Below are 17,164 nucleotides of genomic sequence, written 5' to 3' on the forward strand. Positions count from 1 at the left end.
CTTGCATTCGTCCGTATCCGGGCGTTCAGATAAGGGTCCTGGGCCGCCTTGGCCATGACAGCGCGGAAAGGCGACGACGATGTTCGAGGATATTGAACCCCGCCCGCAACGCGGCGAACCCCTCCGCGCCCTGTCGCGCGAGGACCTGGATGTCTATTCCATCGAACATCTGGAAGACCGCATCGCCGCCTTGAACGACGAGATCGGACGTTCGCGCGGCGCGATCGACACCAAACGATCCAAGAAAAACGCCGCCGACGCCCTTTTCAACTTCGGTTCCTGATCGCGAATGGCACGCTGGCATGGCATGAGCGTTGCATCTTTCGTGCGAACGGTTCCGTCAGGGGCCGATTGCAGGACGGAATCGCATTTCCCTAATGATCAAAGCTCAAATGACCTCCGCTCCGTCCTTCGCTGACCGCAGCCGCACCGTGCGTGATTTCGCCCGGTCGGAGCTGTTCGACCGCACTTTCCGCGAAGGCATGGAACTGGTCGAGGAGACCGCCGCCTATCTGGACGGCGAGGGGCGTCGCGATTCCAAGATGCTGTCGCGCGCCGCCGCCCTGGCCTATGCGGCCGAGAGCATGAAGCTGACGACGCGCCTGATGCAGATCGCCTCGTGGCTGCTGGTCCAGCGGGCCGTGCGCGAGGACGACATGACGCCGGAGACGGCCTGCGAGCCGCGCTATCGCCTGAACGAACGTCGCATCGAGGCCGAGCCCAGCCACGCCGAACTGCCAATCGCCCTGATCGAATATCTGGTGCGCTCCGAAAAGCTGTTCGACCGCACCCTGTATCTGGACCGCCGCATGTATGCGGACGCCCAGGAGACGGCGCCCGAAAACGCCGTTCTCAGCCAGATGGGCCTGCTGGAAGCCGCCTTCCGGGGCTAACCGCCCCCTTACGGTCCGACGTCGTTGGCGTCGGCGCGGCCGTCATCGACCGGCTTGGGCAGGTTGACGCCTATGCCCAGCGCCTGGGCCAGCTTGTCGTCGCGGCCATAGACGTCCTCGCGGAAGGCCACGCGTCCCTGACCGTCCACGAAAGCGGTCCAGTACAGCAGCCGCACCGAAATCTCGCGCCCGGTGGTGACGCGCGTCGTCTCGCGGCTGTCTTGCGCGGCGTCGAACTGGCCCAGCTTGGTCGGGTCGGGCGACAGCAGCAGGCGCGCGAACTCGACCGCATTCTGCACCCGCACGCAGCCGTGGCTGCGCTGGCGCGTGGACAGGTTGAAGGCGGCCTTCGACGGCGTATCGTGCAGGAAGATGGCATAGCTGTCGCGCAGCTCGAACTTCACATAGCCCAGAGCCGAACGCGGGCCGGCGCGCTGGATGACCGTGCCGTCCTTCACATACATGTCGTTGGCGGCCAGATAGCCCGGCCCCTTGGGCAGGATTTCACGGCGCGCGATGCCGGCCGGCACATACCAGGGCGGATTGGCCACGACCGAGGCGAAGGGCTTCTCCAGGCTGGGCGTCTGGTTTTCGGCCGAACCGACCACGACGCGGTTGGAGTGAACCGGCTTGCCGTCCTTCCAATAGACCATGATGGCGGCGGCGGTGTTGACCTCGATCCGCTCGGGCGCGACGTCGCGCTTCAGCCAGCGACGGCGTTCCAGGTTCAGGGCGATCTGGCGCGCACGATCCTCCGCCGAGGCGCCCAGCGAACGCTGGGTGCCCGTGCCGATACGACCGTCGGCGCCCAGGCCGTGGCGGTTCTGGAAGCCCTGCACCGCGCGTTGCAGTTCGGCGTTGTAGGTCAGGCCCTGCGCCTTCAGCCGTGCGCCGTCGGCGGCCGACAGGTCGCCTTCGGCCGTCAGCCGGTCGATCAGGGCGGGGATGCGGCGGTCGCTATTGCCCGGCTCGATCGTGGCGCCCGGGGCGAAGGCGGGCCAGCCGCCCTGCGCCGCCAGACGGCGATAGCGCACGTAGCCGGCCGACAGGTTCTGATAGCCGATGTCGGTGGGCGCCAGGCCGTCGTACCAGTTGGACAGCACATTTCGGCTCAGGGCGTCGCTGAGGCCGCGCGGCAGGTCCACGCGGTTCTTCTGCATCTCCCACAGGTCTTCGACCGTCTCGGGCCGCACCTTGCCCTCGGCCAGGACGCGCGCATAGCCGATGGCCGCCGTGGTGGTGCGCAGGTCGGCGCTGGCCGGATCGGCCGCCAGTCCCACGAAATCGAAATAATCGGCGCCCGACAGGCCGTGGCGATCGGCGCGAGCCGCGGCGGCGTTCAGGGCGCGCATCCGTTCGGCGTTCCAGACCGGCCGCCAGCCGTTCATCTCATAGAAGGCGCGCACGTCCGCCTGCTGCGTCGCGGGCAGGCGCGAAATCTGGTCGTTGAAGCTGTTGTAGAAGGCGGTCGCCTCCGGCCCACGCTGCACGAAGACCTGCTGCGCGCGCGCCGCCGAGCCGAGGGTCATGGCCGCCGTGGCGACGCCCAGACCCAGTTGCCGTCTATTCATATCCAGTCCGCTTCTTCGATCGCTTCGGCCAGCGTGGCCGACGCCCCTGGTACCCGAACGCCGCCACATTATCGGTGTTCCGGCCAAACAAAAAGCGCCGGCCTTGCGACCGACGCCCTTGGTAGGCTGTTTGCTGCGACATGTCGCAGCCAAGACGCGCTTACTTCTTGATGAAGCCGGCGAACTTGTTGTTGAAGCGCGAGACGCGGCCGCCACGGTCCAGCAGGTGGGCGTTGCCGCCGGTCCAGGCCGGGTGGGTCGACGGATCGATGTCCAGGTTCAGCGTGTCGCCTTCCTTACCGTAGGTCGAACGGGTCTGGTAGGAGCTGCCATCGGTCATCACCACGGTGATGAAGTGATAGTCGGGGTGCGTATCCGCTTTCATGGTCGTCGTCCGGTCTCTGCGCGATGACGATGCCGACCGTCGGTGCGCGTGAAATGAGAAACCCGCCCCCACTCCTTTTTAGGGAAAGGGCCGGCGGGAATGAGGGCCGGCGTTTACACCGGGGGGCGTTCCGGGGCAAGAGGCGGGCGAAATGACCGATCACACCGCCGCATCCGCCCACTCCGCCAACCGCGCTTCGGGCGCGGCGACTGTAGAAGGGCGGCCCAGCGCCGGCGCCCTGCTGGCCGACCAGATGGCCGAGGCGGGCGGCAAACGCGCCAAGCGTCGCGACATCCGGCCGCTGGCCCGACTGATTCCCTTTGCGATGCGGCATAAGGGCCATGCCCTGATGGCGGTCTTCTGGCTGCTGCTGTCCACCGCCGCCTCCCTGGGTCTGACGGCCCTGGCGCGCGGGGCCATCGACCATGGGTTCGAGGCCGGCGGCGCCAATCTGAACATCTGGTTCCTGCTGCTGGGCGCCAACGCCCTGTTCCTGGGCCTGGCGACGGCCGCCCGCTACTATTTCGTCACCCGCACGGGTGAGCGCGTCATCGCTGATGTGAGGAAGGGTCTGTTCGGGCGCATCCTGACGCTGGACCCCTCCTTCTACGCTCACATGCGCACGGGCGAGGTGCTGTCGCGCCTGACCACGGACATCGCCCTGGTCGAGACGCTGATGACGACCTCGATCTCCTATGCGCTGCGCAACTTCCTGACCCTGATCGGTGGCGTGGCCCTGCTGTTCTTCGTCAGCCCCAAGCTGACCGGCTTCGTCCTGCTGATCGTGCCCTTCCTGCTGGGTCCGATCTTTATCTTCGGCCGCAAGGTCAGGAAGCTGACCGTCACGTCCCAGGACCGGTTCGCCAACGCCGTCGGCTTCGCCGGCGAGAGCGTGGACGCCATCGAGACGGTGCAGGCCTTCGGTCGTGAACAGAGCGCCATCGCCCGCTTCGGCGCGGCGGTCGAGGACGCCTTCTCCGCCTCGCTGACCCGGATGCGGGCGCGGGCCTGGATGACCGCTCTGATCATCGTCGTCATGTTCGGGGGCGTAACCCTGGTGCTGTGGCTGGGCGCTCAGGACGTGGTCGCCGGCGTCATGTCGCCGGGCGCCCTGCTTCAGTTCGTGCTGCTGTCAGTGTTCGCCGCCGGGGCCGTGGGCGCCCTGGGCGAAAGCTGGGGCGACGTGCAAAAGGCGGCCGGCGCCATGGAGCGGATCGAGGAGCTGATGCGGGCCGTCGCCGGCATCGCGCCCCCGGCCCATGCCACGGCCCTGCCTACGCCCCCGCGCGGCGAGGTGTCGATGTCGGCCGTCGGCTTCTCTTATCCGGGCCGTCCCGACCTGCCGGCCCTGAAGGGGTTCAGCCTGACCGTGCGGCCGGGCGAGACCGTCGCCCTGGTCGGTCCATCGGGCGCGGGCAAGTCCACCGTCTTCCGCCTGCTCCTGCGCTTCTATGATCCGCAGACCGGCATGGTCTCGGTCGATGGCGTCGATGTGCGCCAGGCCGATCCCGTTGCCGTGCGCGACCGCTTTGCCTGGGTGTCCCAGGAAACGCCGCTGTTCTCGGGTTCGGCCTTGGAGAACATCCGTTTCGGTCGCGAAGCGACCACCCTGGAAGAAGCCCGGATCGTCGCCGACAAGGCCCAGGCCCTGGGCTTTATCGACGCCCTGCCTCAAGGCTTCGACACCCCGCTCGGCGAACGCGGCAAGAGCCTGTCCGGCGGCCAGCGCCAGCGTCTGGCCATCGCCCGCGCCCTGGTCCGCGACGCGCCCATCCTGCTGCTGGACGAGGCCACCAGCGCCCTGGACGCCGAAAGCGAACGCCTGGTCCAGGTCGCCCTCGACCAGGCCATGGAGGAACGCACCACCATCGTCATCGCCCACCGCCTGGCCACCGTCCTTCGGGCCGATCGCATCGTCGTCATGGACGATGGCCGCGTGGTTGAAGAAGGCACGCACGACCAACTGGTGGCCAAGGGCGGCCTCTATGCGCGTCTGGCCGAACTGCAGTTCCGGGCAGGTTAGGCCTACGCTTGGGCTAAAGGCCTGCGAGCGCCAGCGCCGGGAAGTCGCTGAAGATCGCATCTACCCCCGCCTCGGCAAAGGCGGCGGCATAGCCCGCCATGTCGCCGTGCTCGGCCAGGCCTTCGCCCCGCCGCCGCTCGGCCGGCAGGAAGGCGTTCTCGGCTCGCAGGGTCCAGATCACGACCTTCAGCCCCGCCGCATGGGCGTCGCCGACCAGGGCGCTGGGCGCGGTCGTGCGGCCCTCCGCGTCGCGCGGCAGGACCAGGGTCATCTCCGGCGCGACCCACGCGGCATAGGCGGCCATGGCCTGCAAACCTTCGGCCGTAATCATCTGGGCATAGGTCATGTCCGGTCGGTCCGCCGGGGATCCTCTGCTGTTGACCAACTGGGCCAGGGGCGTGTCGATCCGCTGGGCCAGACGCTCCAGCGGCCCGACCTCGAAACACTGGATGATTACGGGTGCGTCCGCGCCCTTCAGGTCCAGCCGTTCCAGTTCGGCGACGAAGGCGTCCTCCATCGGCAGGCCGATCCCGGCGAAATAGGTCGGATGCTTCAGCTCCGGCGCTACGGCGATGGTCCGGCCGGTTCGCGCTGAGGCCGCGCGGGCGATGGCGACCACCTCGTCGAAGGTCAGGATCGGCTCCTGTCCGTCGAAGGTCGCGCTGCCGGGGCGGAAGGCGGGCAACCGTTCCTTGGTCCGTAGGGTCTTCAGTTCGGCCAGGGTGAAGTCTTCGGTAAACCAGCCGGTAGTCGGGACGCCGTCGATGGTCTTGGTCGTCTTGCGGTCTGCGAACTCGGGCCGGTCGCCGACGTCGGTCGTGCCGCCGATCTCGTTCTCGTGCCGATCCACGAAGACGCCGTCTCTGGTCAGCACCAGATCCGGCTCGATCACGTCCGCGCCCTGTTCGACCGCCAACTCATAGGCCGCGCGCGTATGCTCCGGCCGCTCGCCGGACGCGCCGCGGTGGGCGATGATCAGGGGCTGGGCCAGGGCGGGCGTTCCGACAAGGAGGGCGAGGGCGGTGACGATGGCGCGGATCATGCCCGATGGATAGGGCAGGGGCGCGACAGCCCCATGACGACCAGACTGAGGTCTTAGCCCTGCAGCACCTTGCGCAGCTGCGGGTGCAGTTCGCTGTTGCTGGCCAAAACGGACACGCCCGTCTTGGGATCGCCGTCGTTCTCGATGGTCGTCACCTTGCCGCCGGCCTCGGTGACGAACAGGATGCCCGCCGCCACGTCCCAGGGTCTCAGGTTGCGCTCATAGAAGGCGTCATAGCGGCCGGCCGCGACCCAGGCGAAATCCAGCGCAGCCGAGCCCAGACGGCGCATGCCGGCGACGCGCTGGCCCACGGCGTGGATGTCCTTGATGGCTTGGGCGTGGCCTGACTTGCCGATGAAGGGCAGGCCGGTGGCGATCAGGCTTTCCGACAGGTCGCGACGACCGGCGACGCGGATGCGGTGATCGTTCAGATAGCAGCCTTTGCCCTTTTCGGCCCAGAACAGCTCGTTCATGACGGGGTTGTAGGTCACGCCGGCGACGATCTCGGACGAGCCGTCGGGCGCGCGGCGCTCCAGCCCCACCGTGATGGCGAAGTGGGGCATGGCGTGCATGAAGTTGGTGGTGCCGTCGATCGGATCGACGATCCAGGTGTGGGACTTGTCGGTCCCCTCCATCATGCCGCGCTCCTCGCCCAGGAAGCCGTAGCCCGGGCGGGCCTTCATCAGCAGTTCGTAGAGGGTGTCCTCGGCCTTCAGGTCGGCGGCCGTGACGAAGTCGCCGGGGCCCTTGCGCGACACCTGCAACTGCGAGACCTCGCCGAAGTCGCGGAGCATGGGGCGGGCGGTCTTGCGCACCGCGTCGAGCATGACTTGGAGCAGGGCGGAAGCGAGGGCCATCGGCGGATCTCCTGGTCCGCATGTCCTGAAAAGGCGCTCTGGCCCGGACATGCGGAGAAGTTCAAGGAAGGAACCGGCCCTGGACCAGGGTCGGCGGTATCGAGTGTCAGTCCGCGCGGCGGACGTATTCGCCGGTCTCGGTATCGACGACGATACGCTCGCCGGCCGACATATAGGGCGGGATCATGATGCGCACGCCGTTGGACGCCAGCGCCGGCTTGTAGGAGGACGAGGCCGTCTGGCCCTTAACAGTCGGCTCGGTCTCGGCGACCTCCAGCACGACCTGATCCGGCAGCGACAGGCCGATCGGACGCTCTTCGTGCATCTCGATGACGACCTTCATGCCTTCTTGCAGATAGGGGATGCGGTCCTCGCCCACCCAGTCCTTTTGCAGCTCGATCTGCTCGTAGGTGCCGTCGTCCATGAAGACCAGGCTGTCGCCGTTGTCGAACAGATAGGAGAAGTCCTTCTGCTCCAGCGTGACGCGCTCGACCTTGTCTTCCGAGCGGAAGCGTTCGTTCAGCTTGTTGCCGGTCTCAAGGTTCTTGGCCTCGACGTTGGCGAAGGCGCCGCCCTTGCCGGGCTTGACGTGGCTGGCTTTCGTGACGACCCACAGGCCGTTGTTCACTTGCAGGACCATGCCGGGCTTGATGGTGTTGCCGTTGATCTTCATGGGGTCACATCGGGAATAGGGTTGCGCTCACGCGCCCATGTCGAGGCGTGGCGAATAGGGCGCGATCCCTAGAGGAAGCCCCGATAAAGGGCAAGCCGGGCCTAATGCAGCGTGCGCTCGCGCGACGCGTCGTCCACCTTGCGATGCAGGAAGTTGCCGAAACGGATGCCCGATCCCGTCGGCGCGGCCATCTTGCCCGCGCCTTCGTTCAGTTTGCGCGCCTCATGGGCGAACGCGGCGGCGAGGCCCGCCGATGACATGGCCGCGATCACCTGACGCGCCATCGATGATGGACGCAGGCCCAGCCAGACGGCGTTGACGGTCTGGGCTGCGACCCACAGGCCCATGGCGGTGGTGCGCTCGCGCTGTGGCGGGGCGTTCCACACCCGAACGGCAGACAACGTCGTCGCCGAGAAAACGGCCGGCAAGATCAGGCTGAAGGCGCCCTGGGGCTTTTCGGTAATCGGCAGGTCCTTGTTGCGGACCTGTTTCAGATTGCGCTTTGGTTTCAGAGCGCCCGAGGCGATGCCATGAGCGAGCAGGGCAAACCCGACCGTCAGGGCGATCCCGGCGACCACGTGACCCGCGCTGCGGCCCTCGCTGTTCAGCAGGTCCATGGCGGCGTCGCGCACGTCGTCGATCGCTTCGTCGATATCGGTCATGGTCCGCTCCAGCTTGGCCCTGAAAGGCTAATGACCGGAGCGGACCGGAGTTCCGTCAGAAGGCAGAGCTTAGTTGCCGGTCGCGGCGCTGTCGGTGACGATCTCTTTCATGGCCGATTGCAGATAGTTCTGCGCGCCCATCAGTTCGATCAGCTTGTGCTGGTTTTCGAGGAAGTCGATGTGCTCCTCGGTATCCGCCAGGATCTTCATCAGCAGATCGCGGCTGACGTAGTCGCGGGTCTCCTCGCACTGGGTCACGGCGGCGGCGGTCGTGGCGCGGCTGTCCAGCTCCAGCTGAAGATCGGCGCCCAGGCATTCGATCGGATCCTCGCCGACCTTCAGCTTGTGCAGGTCCTGAAGGTTCGGCAGGCCATCCAGGAAGAGGATGCGTTTGATCAGCATATCGGCGTGCTTCATTTCGCCGATCGATTCTTCGTAGATCACGTTGCCGAGGTGCGACAGGCCCCAGCTTTCGAACATGCGCGCATGCAGAAAATACTGGTTCACGGCCGTCAGTTCGTTGGTGAGCACTGCGTTCAGCGTGCGCAGGATTGCGGGGTCGCCCTTCATGGCCATGGTCCTTGGTCTCGCCACGGCGCATTCGCCGTCTGTTGAGCGAGGCAATACCACAGTAAAACGCGCGTTGTTTATTTGCGAGTTTTTATCACTACATTGATAGTGCGAGTGATTTTCGGCCGCGAGCGCAGCTGAGGACTATTCTGCTGCGAGTGCGAACGCTTCGCGGCTGTCCTGGATCATCTGGCGCATTTCGCAGACGCATTTGGCGCACTGGGCCTGGCACTGGTTGCGCGCGAAGATGTCGCGCGGACGGCAGGCCCCGGCCTCTATGGCCTGGGCGACATCACGTTGGCGAAGACCGTTACAGTTACAGACGTACACGAGGCGCTACACGTTCCATCGACTGAGAATGGTTCGCTATAGCATGAGTTAAGGCGATTGCAAGTCGTTCGCATGGCTCGAACATTGACGGATCGTCGCGGGGGGAGGCAAGGACGGGCATGGCCAGAACACCCACCGTCCCCGCCCGACCACCTTGCCGGCTGTATCTGATCACGCCGCCCGCGATCGCGGACCTGAGCGCCTTCGCCGAGACCCTGGATCAGGCCCTGGCGGCCGGCGATGTCGCGGCCCTGCAGATCAGGCTGAAGCCTGCGGACGATGCCACGATCCGCGCGGCGGTCGCGGCGCTGGCCCCCATCGCCCGTCGCCATGACGTGGCCGTCCTGTTGAACGACCGACCGGACCTGGCCCGCGAAACAGGGTGCGACGGTGTTCACATCGGTCAGGAGGACGGCTCGCTCACCGAGGCGCGGCGCATCCTGGGGTCGGACGCCATGATCGGCGTCACCTGCCACGACGACCGCGACCTGGCTTGGGACGCGGCCGAGGGCGGGGCGGACTATGTCGCCTTCGGCGCTTTTTATCCCACGGACACAAAAGAGACGGTCTATCGTCCGGATCTGGAAATCCTGACGGTTTGGCAGGACACGGTCGAGACCCCTTGCGTCGCCATCGGCGGCGTCACCGTCGATAATGCCGCTGAGCTGGCGCGTGCAGGCGCGGACTTCGTCGCCGTCAGCAACGGCGTCTGGGGTTACGGAGAAGGCGCAGCCGAAGCGGTCAAGTTGTTCAATCAAAGGTTGAAGTTCTGACTTCAGGGGATATTAGGAACCCTGTGGTCTTTTACCCCGCCTCTATTCGGTCGGGACGGTTCCATGATCATGAGCCGCGCGCTCAACAGCGACGACCCGCCTATCTCGTCTTCGACGACGACGCCGGAGGTTGGCCAGCAGCCGATTGACCTGAACGACGGCCACCACCCCTTCCAGCCTCTTGTGCCTGTGCTGACCGGAGTGGCGGTCGCGATCCTCGTCGCCCTGGCCATCGCCTATGGTCGTTCGGCAGGACTGGTCGCAGGTCTGTGGGGCGCCAGCGGCGTCGCGGTCGCTGTATGGTTGCGGACCAGCCGCGGCCGCAACAGCGACCTGACGTTTGCGGGGGTCCTGACCGTCAGCATCCTGATCGGCGAGATCATCGCCGGCAACAATCCGGCGCTGGCGCTGGCCTTCACCATCGTCAATATGATCGAGATCGTGGCTGCGGTCCTACTGGCGCGGCGGTTCTCGCCGACGCTGAACCTGTCTAGCCTGAACGGCGCCGTCAGCTTCCTGTTCGTCGCCGCCGTCATCGCGCCCATCCCGGCGGCGCTGGCCAGTTTGGTCATCCTGAATCAGATGGGACAGGGGGAGATCTGGCAGGGGTTTCAGACCTGGTGGTTCGGTCATGCGCTTGGCATCGCCGTGCTCGGCTCCATGGGGCTATCGCTGACGCGCACCACGCTCAAAAAACTTCTTCGACCGGCGAAAATGGTCGAGGCCGCCGTCCTGGTGGGGCTCATTCCCGTCTTCTGGTATGTCGCCTTTGCGGGCAGCACTCCCATGGGGTTCATGCTGCTGCCCTTGTTGCTGGCCATTGCCGTGCGGTTGGGCGTGGCGGGCATAGCCTTCACCCTCGTCGTCGTCAGCTTCTTGTTGGTGGGCGGGGCGATGATCGGCCACGGCCCCTATAGTCAAGGATCGCTTCCCGAACAGGTGATGATGGCGCAGATGCTGGTGCTGGTCGGCTATATGCCGGTTCTGCTGGTGGCTTCACTTCTGGAAGAACGCGATTTGCTGGCCGAGCGCGCGCGTCTCGGTCGCGAGCGTGCGGAAAAGGCGTCCGAGGCCAAGTCCCGCCTGCTCGCCAACGTCGCGCACGAGATCAAGAGCCCGGTCGCCGGCATCATCGGCATCGGCGACCTGTGGCGTCAGGGGCAGCTCGGCCCGATCACGCCCCAGCAGGCTGAAATGTCCGAGATGCTGGTCGCGACCGCCCGTCAGGTCGAGACCCTGGCCCATGATCTGCTGGACGTGGCCCGCGCCGAATCCGGGGCCGTCAGGGTGGAACTGCGCCCGACCGACATTCCGGGACTGCTTGAGGATGTGCGTCGCACCTGCCTCTTGCGACCGGATGCCTACAAGGTCGCCATAGAAGTGATGTGCGAAGGCGACGGCCTGATCGCCATCGCCGATTCCCAGCGTCTGGCGCAGGTCGTGACCAATCTGACGATCAACGCCTTGAAATACGGCAGTTCCGGCGGGCGCGTCATTCTTCGTGCGCTGCGCGAGGACGACTGTGTGCGGATCGAGGTCACCGACTTCGGCCCCGGCCTGTCCGTCCAGAAGCAGGCCCAACTGTTCGAACCCTTCAACCGCCTTGGCCTGGAGCGTTCGACGGTCGAGGGTCACGGCGTGGGTCTGGCGCTGGCCAAGCGGCTGGTGGAGTTGCAGGGCGGGTCCATCGGCGTGATCTCGGCGCCGGGCGAAGGCGCCACCTTCTGGGCTCTGTTGCCCAAGGCGTGAGGTCGCGCTTGCGGTCGGAGCGTCGCCGCGCGATTGTCGGGACATGCCCATGATCGCCCTTGCCGCTGCTCTGTTGATTTCAGGACAGGCGACGACGCCGCCTCAACGCTCGTCTTCCGATCTGACGCGCGATCTGAACAGCGCCCCATCGTCGGCCGTGACGCCGCCAGCCTCGTCCAGCGCAAGTTCGACGCCGATTCAGGCCCCGGCCCGCACCACGACCCAGACCTTGCCGCCGATTGGTCAGAGTCCAGCGGCGACGCCTCGCCCGGCGCCGACGACATCTCCGGCGCAACGACCGGCCCAGACGCCCAGCGGGGCGACGACGCAAACCCTGCCTCCCATCGGTCAAAGTCTGGCTGCGACGCCGCGCTCGGCGCCGACGATACCATCGGCGCCACGTTCGACGCAGGCGCCTGGTCGAACGACGATGGCGCCCGCCGCGTCGCAACCGCCCTCTGCTTCAACCGGGACCCCGCGACCGGCGCCGACCACCGCTGCACCGCAAGCCACGACGCCCGCACCCGTCACAGCGACGCCGCCATCCGCAGCGCCTGCGCCTGCCGCGCTCGACGCCGCAGCCATCGCCGCATTGCCGTTCAGGATAGAGTTACCAGCGGGTCTGACCATCACGCCTGCGCGGGCCGGTGCCGACGCCAATATCTATCGCGTTCAGCGCGGCGATCAGACCTTGCTGATGATCTACGCCGGACCGTCATCGCAGTTTCCGATCTATGACGGCGAGATGGTGCGCGCCGGCGGCAGGGCTTCGGTGGTGGTGACGGAGGGCGGGCGACGTCTGGCCATGGAACATCTTTTCCAGCGCGCGACCGCCCCCAAGGAAATCCATGCCTGGATCGCCAGCGTCACCGGCGCCGACCGCGATCTGGCCGAACGGATCGGCCAGTCCATCGACGCCCACTGAGCCGTCAGCCCTCGGACCAGACCGCCATTTCGGTCCCGGCGGGATCGGCGAAGTGGAATCGGCGACCGCCGGGGAAGGCGTAGATCGGCTTCAGGATTTGGCCGCCGGCCGCCTCGACCTTGGCCAGCATGGCTTCCAGGTCATGGGCGTACAGGACGGGCAGGGGCGTCTTGGTCCGTTCGGCCTGGTCGGCGTCGAACCCACCGTCCAGCCCCTGATCGAAGGCCGCATAGGTCGGGCCGTAATCCACGAAGGTCCAGCCGAACGCCTGGCTGTAGAATTCCTTGGTCGCGGCTAAGTCTGCGGCGGGCAGTTCGAGATAGTCCAGCTTTCCGTCTTCACGCACGGTTGATCTCCTCAGTTCGACGCCACCGACCGATCCCTCTTGCACGACGCCCGAACATGCGCAAACCTGCAAACGGTTCGCAGTTGCAGGAGTCGAGCGATGATCGTGATGACGACGGGAATGACGGGCCTCATGGCCTTGATGCGGCAGGACGAGCGGCCGGTCGGCCGACCGTTGAAAGCCGCCGCAAGCCGCACGCCAGCCCTTCAGTCGATGATCGCTACGACGCCCCGACCGCCCCGCTGACGCCTATCCGACCTGGGCGCGGTGCCTCAGGAAGGCGTCGGCCAGGACGCAGGCGGCCATGGCTTCCACCACCGGCACGGCGCGCAGCGCGACACAGGGATCATGGCGTCCCTTGGTGCGCAGGTCCGTCTCCTCGCCGTCGCGCGTAACCGTCTGGCGCAGGGTCAGGATCGACGATGTGGGCTTGAACGCCACCCGCGCCGTCACCGGCTGGCCCGTCGAAATCCCGCCCAGCACGCCGCCCGCCTTGTTCGACAGGAAGACCGGCTGCTTGTTCAGGTCCAGCCGCATCTCGTCGGCGTTCTCTTCGCCCGTCAGTTCGGCCGCCTCGAAGCCGGCGCCGATCTCGACCCCCTTGGCGGCGTTGATCGACATCAGGGCCGCCGCCAGTTCGGAATCCAGCTTGCCATAGATCGGCGCGCCCCAGCCGGCCGGAACGCCGGTGACCTCCAGAGCGACGACGGCGCCGACCGACGACCCGGCCTTGCGAACGCCGTCCAGATAGGCCTCCCAGGCGGGCACGACCTCGGCCGAGGCGGCGAACAGCGGATTGCCGGATACGGCGTCGAAATCGACCTGATCCGGGGCGATCCGGTGGGCCCCGATCTGCACCACGCCCGCACGAATCCTGACGCCTTCGCCCAGCACCTTGCGGGCCACGGCGCCGGCCGCCACGCGGCTGGCGGTCTCGCGCGCCGAGGACCGTCCGCCGCCCCGGTGATCGCGCACGCCGTATTTGGTCTGGTAGGCATAGTCGGCGTGGCCCGGCCGATAGGCGCGGGCGATCTCGCCATAGTCCTTGGACCGCTGGTCCTCGTTCTCGATCAGGATCGAGATCGGCGTGCCGGTGGTGACGGGGCCGTCGCCGTCGTCGAAGACGCCCGACAGGATGCGCGCCGTGTCGCTTTCCTTGCGTTGGGTCACGAAGCGGCTGCCGCCTGGCTTGCGCTGGTCCAACCAAGGCTGGATGTCCGCCTCGGTCAGAGCGATCATCGGCGGGCAACCGTCCACGACGCAACCGATGGCCGGCCCGTGGCTCTCGCCCCAGGTGGTTACGCGAAACAGATGGCCGAAGGTATTGTGCGACATGCGGTGACTTATGCCGCCAGACGCTCCTGCGTCCAGACCCGCGTGAACCGCAGCAACAGGTCTTCCGCCGCCGACGGCACGTCCGACGACGGCGTCAGCGTCACGAACAGATGTCCGGCCTCACGCGATCCGCGCGCCGGCAGGCCCAGGCCTTTCAAACGAACCCGCACCGGTGCGGCCATGTCCGCCGTGATCCAGGCCGAGCGCGTGCCCGCGTGGGTCTCGATCTCGACCCGCCCGCCGTCGGCCATCAGGCGCTGTTCCGTGGGCCAGGTCATGAAGATGTCGTCGCCGACGACCGACAGCCCGTCCTCGGGCCGGATCAGGACCGACAGATAGAGGTCGCCGCCATCTACCGCGCCGCGCCGCAGTCGCAGATGATCGCCGCTTCGCAGGCCCGCCGGCGCCATGACCCGCACCGTCCGCGCGCCCAGCCGCAGTTCGACACGCGCACCGGCGATGGCCTGCATCGGGCTGAGCACCAGGACCGGCGCAGGCGCGGGACGCTGCTTGGGGGCGGACAGAGCCGGGCGGGCAGGCTGATGCGCCTGGATCAGGCGATAGGCGGCGATCACGCGCCGGAACCGCTCGGCGTCGCCGCCGGCCTGGTCAGGGCGCGCCGCCTTGACCGCCGCGCGGAAGGCGGTCTTCAGCGCGGCGGCATCGACATCGCCGCTGAGACCCAGCGTCGACAGGGCCTCGCGGACGCCGGAAACATCGGAGGGGTGACCATGCGCGCTCATGCCGTCACCGTTCGCCCATCAGGGTCAATGGGCGGTTAACCGTGATTTGCTTTTTGACCGCGATCATTCCCAGCATGGCCCGCAGGCGCTAGATCATCAGCATGACCGCATCCGTGATCCCGCCCAGCCCGTCGCGTGAGGAATACGCCCGCGACTACGCCGCCGCCCTGGCCGCCAATGGCGACGAGACGATCTTCACGCGCGCCGAACCCATCGGTCTGTTCGTCGAATGGCTGGCCGATGCGCGCGCGCACGAGCCGAACGACGCCAACGCCATGACCCTGTCCACGGTCGATGCGGATGGCCTGCCGGATGCGCGGATCGTCCTGCTCAAGGATGTCGATGCGCGCGGCTTCACCTTCTATTCCAACAGCGAGAGCGCCAAAGGCTTCGAACTGGCCGGTTGCGCCGCCGCCGCCCTGACCTTCCACTGGAAGTCGCTGCGGCGCCAGGTGCGGGTGCGCGGCGCGGTCGAGCCGGTTTCGGCGGCTGAGGCCGATGCCTATTTCGCCAGCCGCGCCCGCGAAAGCCGGATCGGCGCCTGGGCCTCGGATCAGTCACGACCGCTGTCGGATCGCACGGTGCTGGAAGAAGCCGTCGGTCGCGAAACGACGCGCTTCGACGGACAGGACGTGCCGCGCCCGTCCCACTGGACCGGCTGGCGCGTCGTGCCGCAATCGGTCGAATTCTGGCGCGATCGGCCGTTCCGCCTGCATGACCGACTGCGGTTCGACCGCGACGGCGAGGCCTGGCGGTCGGGCCGCCTGTGGCCCTGACGCTAGTGCAGTTCAGAACAAGGTTCGTCACAAAGGTCACGGCGAGGTCACAGCGAACACGACGGAGCTGTGCCCGGTTCGGAACGTCTTGATGGCCTGCGGCGGCGAAGCCGCAGATCGATCTACGGCCTGGACATGGAGTTGAGACGAGCCGACGCGCGTTCGGTCTCGTCGTGTTCGCTGTGACCTCGTTGTGCCCGTTGTGATGAACGCCTTGCAGGCCCGCATCAACTCAAGCGTCGATGGCTCTAGGCGCGGAACAGCAGCGATCCGTCGCCGTAGGAATAGAACCGATAGCCGTCCGCGATGGCGTGGGCGTAGGCCGCCTTCATCGTCTCGCTGCCCGCAAAGGCGCTGACCAGCATGAACAGCGTCGACTTTGGCAGGTGGAAGTTGGTCATCAATATATCGACCGCCCGGAACCGATAGCCGGGCGTGATGAAGATGGCCGTGTCGCCGTGGAAGGGCCGGATCTCGCCGTCCTCGGCCGTGGCGCTTTCCAGCAGACGCAAGCTGGTGGTGCCGACGCAAACGATGCGGCCGCCGTTCGCGTGGACGGCGTTCAGGGCGGCGGCGGTCTCAGGCGACACCTCGCCCCATTCGCTGTGCATCTTGTGGTCGGCCAGATCGTCGGCCTTGACCGGCAGGAAGGTGCCGGCGCCGACATGCAGGGTTACAGCATGGGTCGAGGCGCCCTTGGCGCGGATGGCGTCGAGCAGGGCCGGGGTGAAATGAAGCCCCGCCGTCGGCGCCGCGACCGACCCGTCATGCTCGGCGAAGACGGTCTGATAGTCCGAACGGTCGCGGTCGTCCTCGGGCCTTTTGGCGGCGATGTAGGGCGGCAGGGGCATGACGCCCACGTCGCGGATGGCGTCGTCCAGGGCCGGGCCGGACAGGTCGAACGTCAGGGTGATCAGACCGTCGTCGCCTTTGGACAAGACGGTCGCCTCCAACATCCTTCTCCCCTCGGGGGAGAAGGTGGGCCCGGAGGGCTCGGATGAGGGGGCTGTGTCCGCGATCTCTGCGGTTGAGGTTGAGTCCGCGTCGGGCAGCCCCCTCATCCGTCTCGCTTCGCGATCCACCTTCTCCCCCGAGGGGAGAAGGGATGAAAAGACGATCCGGTCGCCCGGTTTGATGCGCTTGCCCGGCTTCATGAAGGCGGACCAGACATCAGGAGCGTCGCGGTGGTGCAGCGTCGCCTCGACCTCGACCGTCAGGGTTTCGCCCTCGGGGCCTATGCGCTGGCGCACGCCCGACAAACGGGCGGGGATCACCCGCGTGTCGTTGAACACCAGCGCGTCGCCGGCTTGCAGGACGTCCGGCAGGTCGCGGATGACCCGATCGTCCAGCGCGCCGCCCTTCACGACCAGCAGTCGCGCAGAGTCTCGCGGATCGGCCGGACGCAGCGCAATCCGGTCTTCAGGCAGGTCGAAATCGAAATCGGCGGTCTTCATCGAGCGCTCTATACGAGCGTCGAACGAGGTGCGCCATGAGCTGGATGATCGACCTGA

General features: G+C 66.9%; 20 protein-coding genes. 8 read left to right on the plus strand and 12 right to left on the minus strand.

Annotated elements, in window-relative coordinates; genetic code table 11:
• Nucleotides 1-79 precede the first annotated feature (79 nt).
• Nucleotides 80-283 carry a DUF1192 domain-containing protein gene (locus AC3ISA_RS11920; RefSeq protein ID WP_489178052.1) on the plus strand — a complete coding sequence of 68 codons (204 nt, stop codon included), beginning with the start codon at nt 80-82 and terminating at the stop codon, nt 281-283.
• 109 nt (nt 284-392) lie between these two features.
• Nucleotides 393-893: a protease adaptor protein RcdA gene (gene rcdA / locus AC3ISA_RS11925; RefSeq protein ID WP_372693396.1), complete on the plus strand. Its 501-nt coding sequence runs from the start codon at nt 393-395 to the stop codon at nt 891-893.
• Nucleotides 894-901: 8 nt separating this feature from the next.
• Here rcdA and AC3ISA_RS11930 read toward each other — a convergent pair whose 3' ends face one another.
• On the minus strand, nt 902-2,464 hold the full coding sequence (locus AC3ISA_RS11930) for a L,D-transpeptidase family protein (RefSeq protein ID WP_489178053.1): 1,563 nt from the start codon (nt 2,462-2,464) through the stop codon (nt 902-904).
• A gap of 160 nt (nt 2,465-2,624) precedes the next feature.
• Nucleotides 2,625-2,849: a 50S ribosomal protein L31 gene (gene rpmE, locus AC3ISA_RS11935; RefSeq protein ID WP_159845257.1), complete on the minus strand. Its 225-nt coding sequence runs from the start codon at nt 2,847-2,849 to the stop codon at nt 2,625-2,627.
• A gap of 151 nt (nt 2,850-3,000) precedes the next feature.
• Between rpmE and AC3ISA_RS11940 the strand changes: the two genes are divergently transcribed.
• Entirely contained in the window at nt 3,001-4,872 is a 1,872-nt protein-coding gene (locus AC3ISA_RS11940) for an ABC transporter transmembrane domain-containing protein (RefSeq protein WP_489178054.1), read from the plus strand.
• A 13-nt stretch (nt 4,873-4,885) separates the two neighbouring features.
• On the opposite strand, the gene AC3ISA_RS11945 is transcribed toward AC3ISA_RS11940, so the two are convergent.
• From AC3ISA_RS11945 to AC3ISA_RS11970, 6 genes are all read right to left on the minus strand, one after another.
• On the minus strand, nt 4,886-5,914 hold the full coding sequence (locus AC3ISA_RS11945; protein ID WP_489178055.1) for a glycerophosphodiester phosphodiesterase family protein: 1,029 nt from the start codon (nt 5,912-5,914) through the stop codon (nt 4,886-4,888).
• A 53-nt stretch (nt 5,915-5,967) separates the two neighbouring features.
• The gene (locus tag AC3ISA_RS11950) at nt 5,968-6,771 is read right to left on the minus strand and encodes an inositol monophosphatase family protein (protein ID WP_372693392.1); all 804 of its coding nucleotides are present in this window, start codon (nt 6,769-6,771) and stop codon (nt 5,968-5,970) included.
• 106 nt (nt 6,772-6,877) lie between these two features.
• Nucleotides 6,878-7,444: an elongation factor P gene (efp, locus tag AC3ISA_RS11955; protein ID WP_489178056.1), complete on the minus strand. Its 567-nt coding sequence runs from the start codon at nt 7,442-7,444 to the stop codon at nt 6,878-6,880.
• A gap of 101 nt (nt 7,445-7,545) precedes the next feature.
• The gene (locus tag AC3ISA_RS11960) at nt 7,546-8,106 is read right to left on the minus strand and encodes a tryptophan-rich sensory protein (RefSeq protein WP_489178057.1); all 561 of its coding nucleotides are present in this window, start codon (nt 8,104-8,106) and stop codon (nt 7,546-7,548) included.
• Between the two features lie 69 nt (nt 8,107-8,175).
• Nucleotides 8,176-8,676, minus strand: a complete 501-nt coding sequence (gene bfr, locus AC3ISA_RS11965; RefSeq protein WP_135195181.1) for a bacterioferritin — start codon at nt 8,674-8,676, stop codon at nt 8,176-8,178.
• A 144-nt stretch (nt 8,677-8,820) separates the two neighbouring features.
• Nucleotides 8,821-9,006 carry a (2Fe-2S)-binding protein gene (locus AC3ISA_RS11970; protein WP_135195182.1) on the minus strand — a complete coding sequence of 62 codons (186 nt, stop codon included), beginning with the start codon at nt 9,004-9,006 and terminating at the stop codon, nt 8,821-8,823.
• 119 nt (nt 9,007-9,125) lie between these two features.
• On the opposite strand from AC3ISA_RS11970, the gene thiE reads away from it, so the two are divergent.
• The 3 genes from thiE to AC3ISA_RS11985 all read left to right on the plus strand — a co-directional run bounded on the left by thiE (nt 9,126) and on the right by AC3ISA_RS11985 (nt 12,453).
• Nucleotides 9,126-9,779, plus strand: coding sequence for a thiamine phosphate synthase (gene thiE / locus AC3ISA_RS11975; protein WP_372693389.1), 654 nt, complete (start codon nt 9,126-9,128; stop codon nt 9,777-9,779).
• A 63-nt stretch (nt 9,780-9,842) separates the two neighbouring features.
• On the plus strand, nt 9,843-11,528 hold the full coding sequence (locus AC3ISA_RS11980) for a sensor histidine kinase (protein WP_372693388.1): 1,686 nt from the start codon (nt 9,843-9,845) through the stop codon (nt 11,526-11,528).
• Nucleotides 11,529-11,577: 49 nt separating this feature from the next.
• The gene (locus AC3ISA_RS11985) at nt 11,578-12,453 is read left to right on the plus strand and encodes a hypothetical protein (protein ID WP_489178058.1); all 876 of its coding nucleotides are present in this window, start codon (nt 11,578-11,580) and stop codon (nt 12,451-12,453) included.
• 4 nt (nt 12,454-12,457) lie between these two features.
• Here the strand turns inward: AC3ISA_RS11985 and AC3ISA_RS11990 are convergent, their stop codons facing one another.
• Complete coding sequence (locus AC3ISA_RS11990; RefSeq protein ID WP_489178059.1) at nt 12,458-12,799, minus strand: VOC family protein; 342 nt, start codon at nt 12,797-12,799, stop codon at nt 12,458-12,460.
• A gap of 99 nt (nt 12,800-12,898) precedes the next feature.
• Here AC3ISA_RS11990 and AC3ISA_RS11995 point away from each other — a divergent pair, with 99 nt between their 5' ends.
• Nucleotides 12,899-13,045, plus strand: a complete 147-nt coding sequence (locus tag AC3ISA_RS11995; RefSeq protein WP_372693385.1) for a hypothetical protein — start codon at nt 12,899-12,901, stop codon at nt 13,043-13,045.
• A gap of 3 nt (nt 13,046-13,048) precedes the next feature.
• Here AC3ISA_RS11995 and aroC read toward each other — a convergent pair whose 3' ends face one another.
• Both aroC and AC3ISA_RS12005 read right to left on the minus strand, forming a co-directional pair.
• Complete coding sequence (gene aroC, locus AC3ISA_RS12000) at nt 13,049-14,134, minus strand: chorismate synthase (protein WP_489178060.1); 1,086 nt, start codon at nt 14,132-14,134, stop codon at nt 13,049-13,051.
• A gap of 8 nt (nt 14,135-14,142) precedes the next feature.
• Entirely contained in the window at nt 14,143-14,877 is a 735-nt protein-coding gene (locus AC3ISA_RS12005) for a DnaJ C-terminal domain-containing protein (RefSeq protein ID WP_489178061.1), read from the minus strand.
• A 95-nt stretch (nt 14,878-14,972) separates the two neighbouring features.
• On the opposite strand from AC3ISA_RS12005, the gene pdxH reads away from it, so the two are divergent.
• Nucleotides 14,973-15,653 (plus strand): pyridoxamine 5'-phosphate oxidase, encoded by a 681-nt coding sequence (pdxH, locus tag AC3ISA_RS12010; protein ID WP_489180104.1) that lies wholly within the window; start codon nt 14,973-14,975, stop codon nt 15,651-15,653.
• Nucleotides 15,654-15,901: 248 nt separating this feature from the next.
• Here the strand turns inward: pdxH and queA are convergent, their stop codons facing one another.
• Nucleotides 15,902-17,107 (minus strand): tRNA preQ1(34) S-adenosylmethionine ribosyltransferase-isomerase QueA, encoded by a 1,206-nt coding sequence (gene queA / locus AC3ISA_RS12015; RefSeq protein WP_489178062.1) that lies wholly within the window; start codon nt 17,105-17,107, stop codon nt 15,902-15,904.
• Between the last annotated feature and the right edge of the window lie 57 nt (nt 17,108-17,164).

The organism is Brevundimonas sp. KH_058 (genome assembly GCF_057838505.1).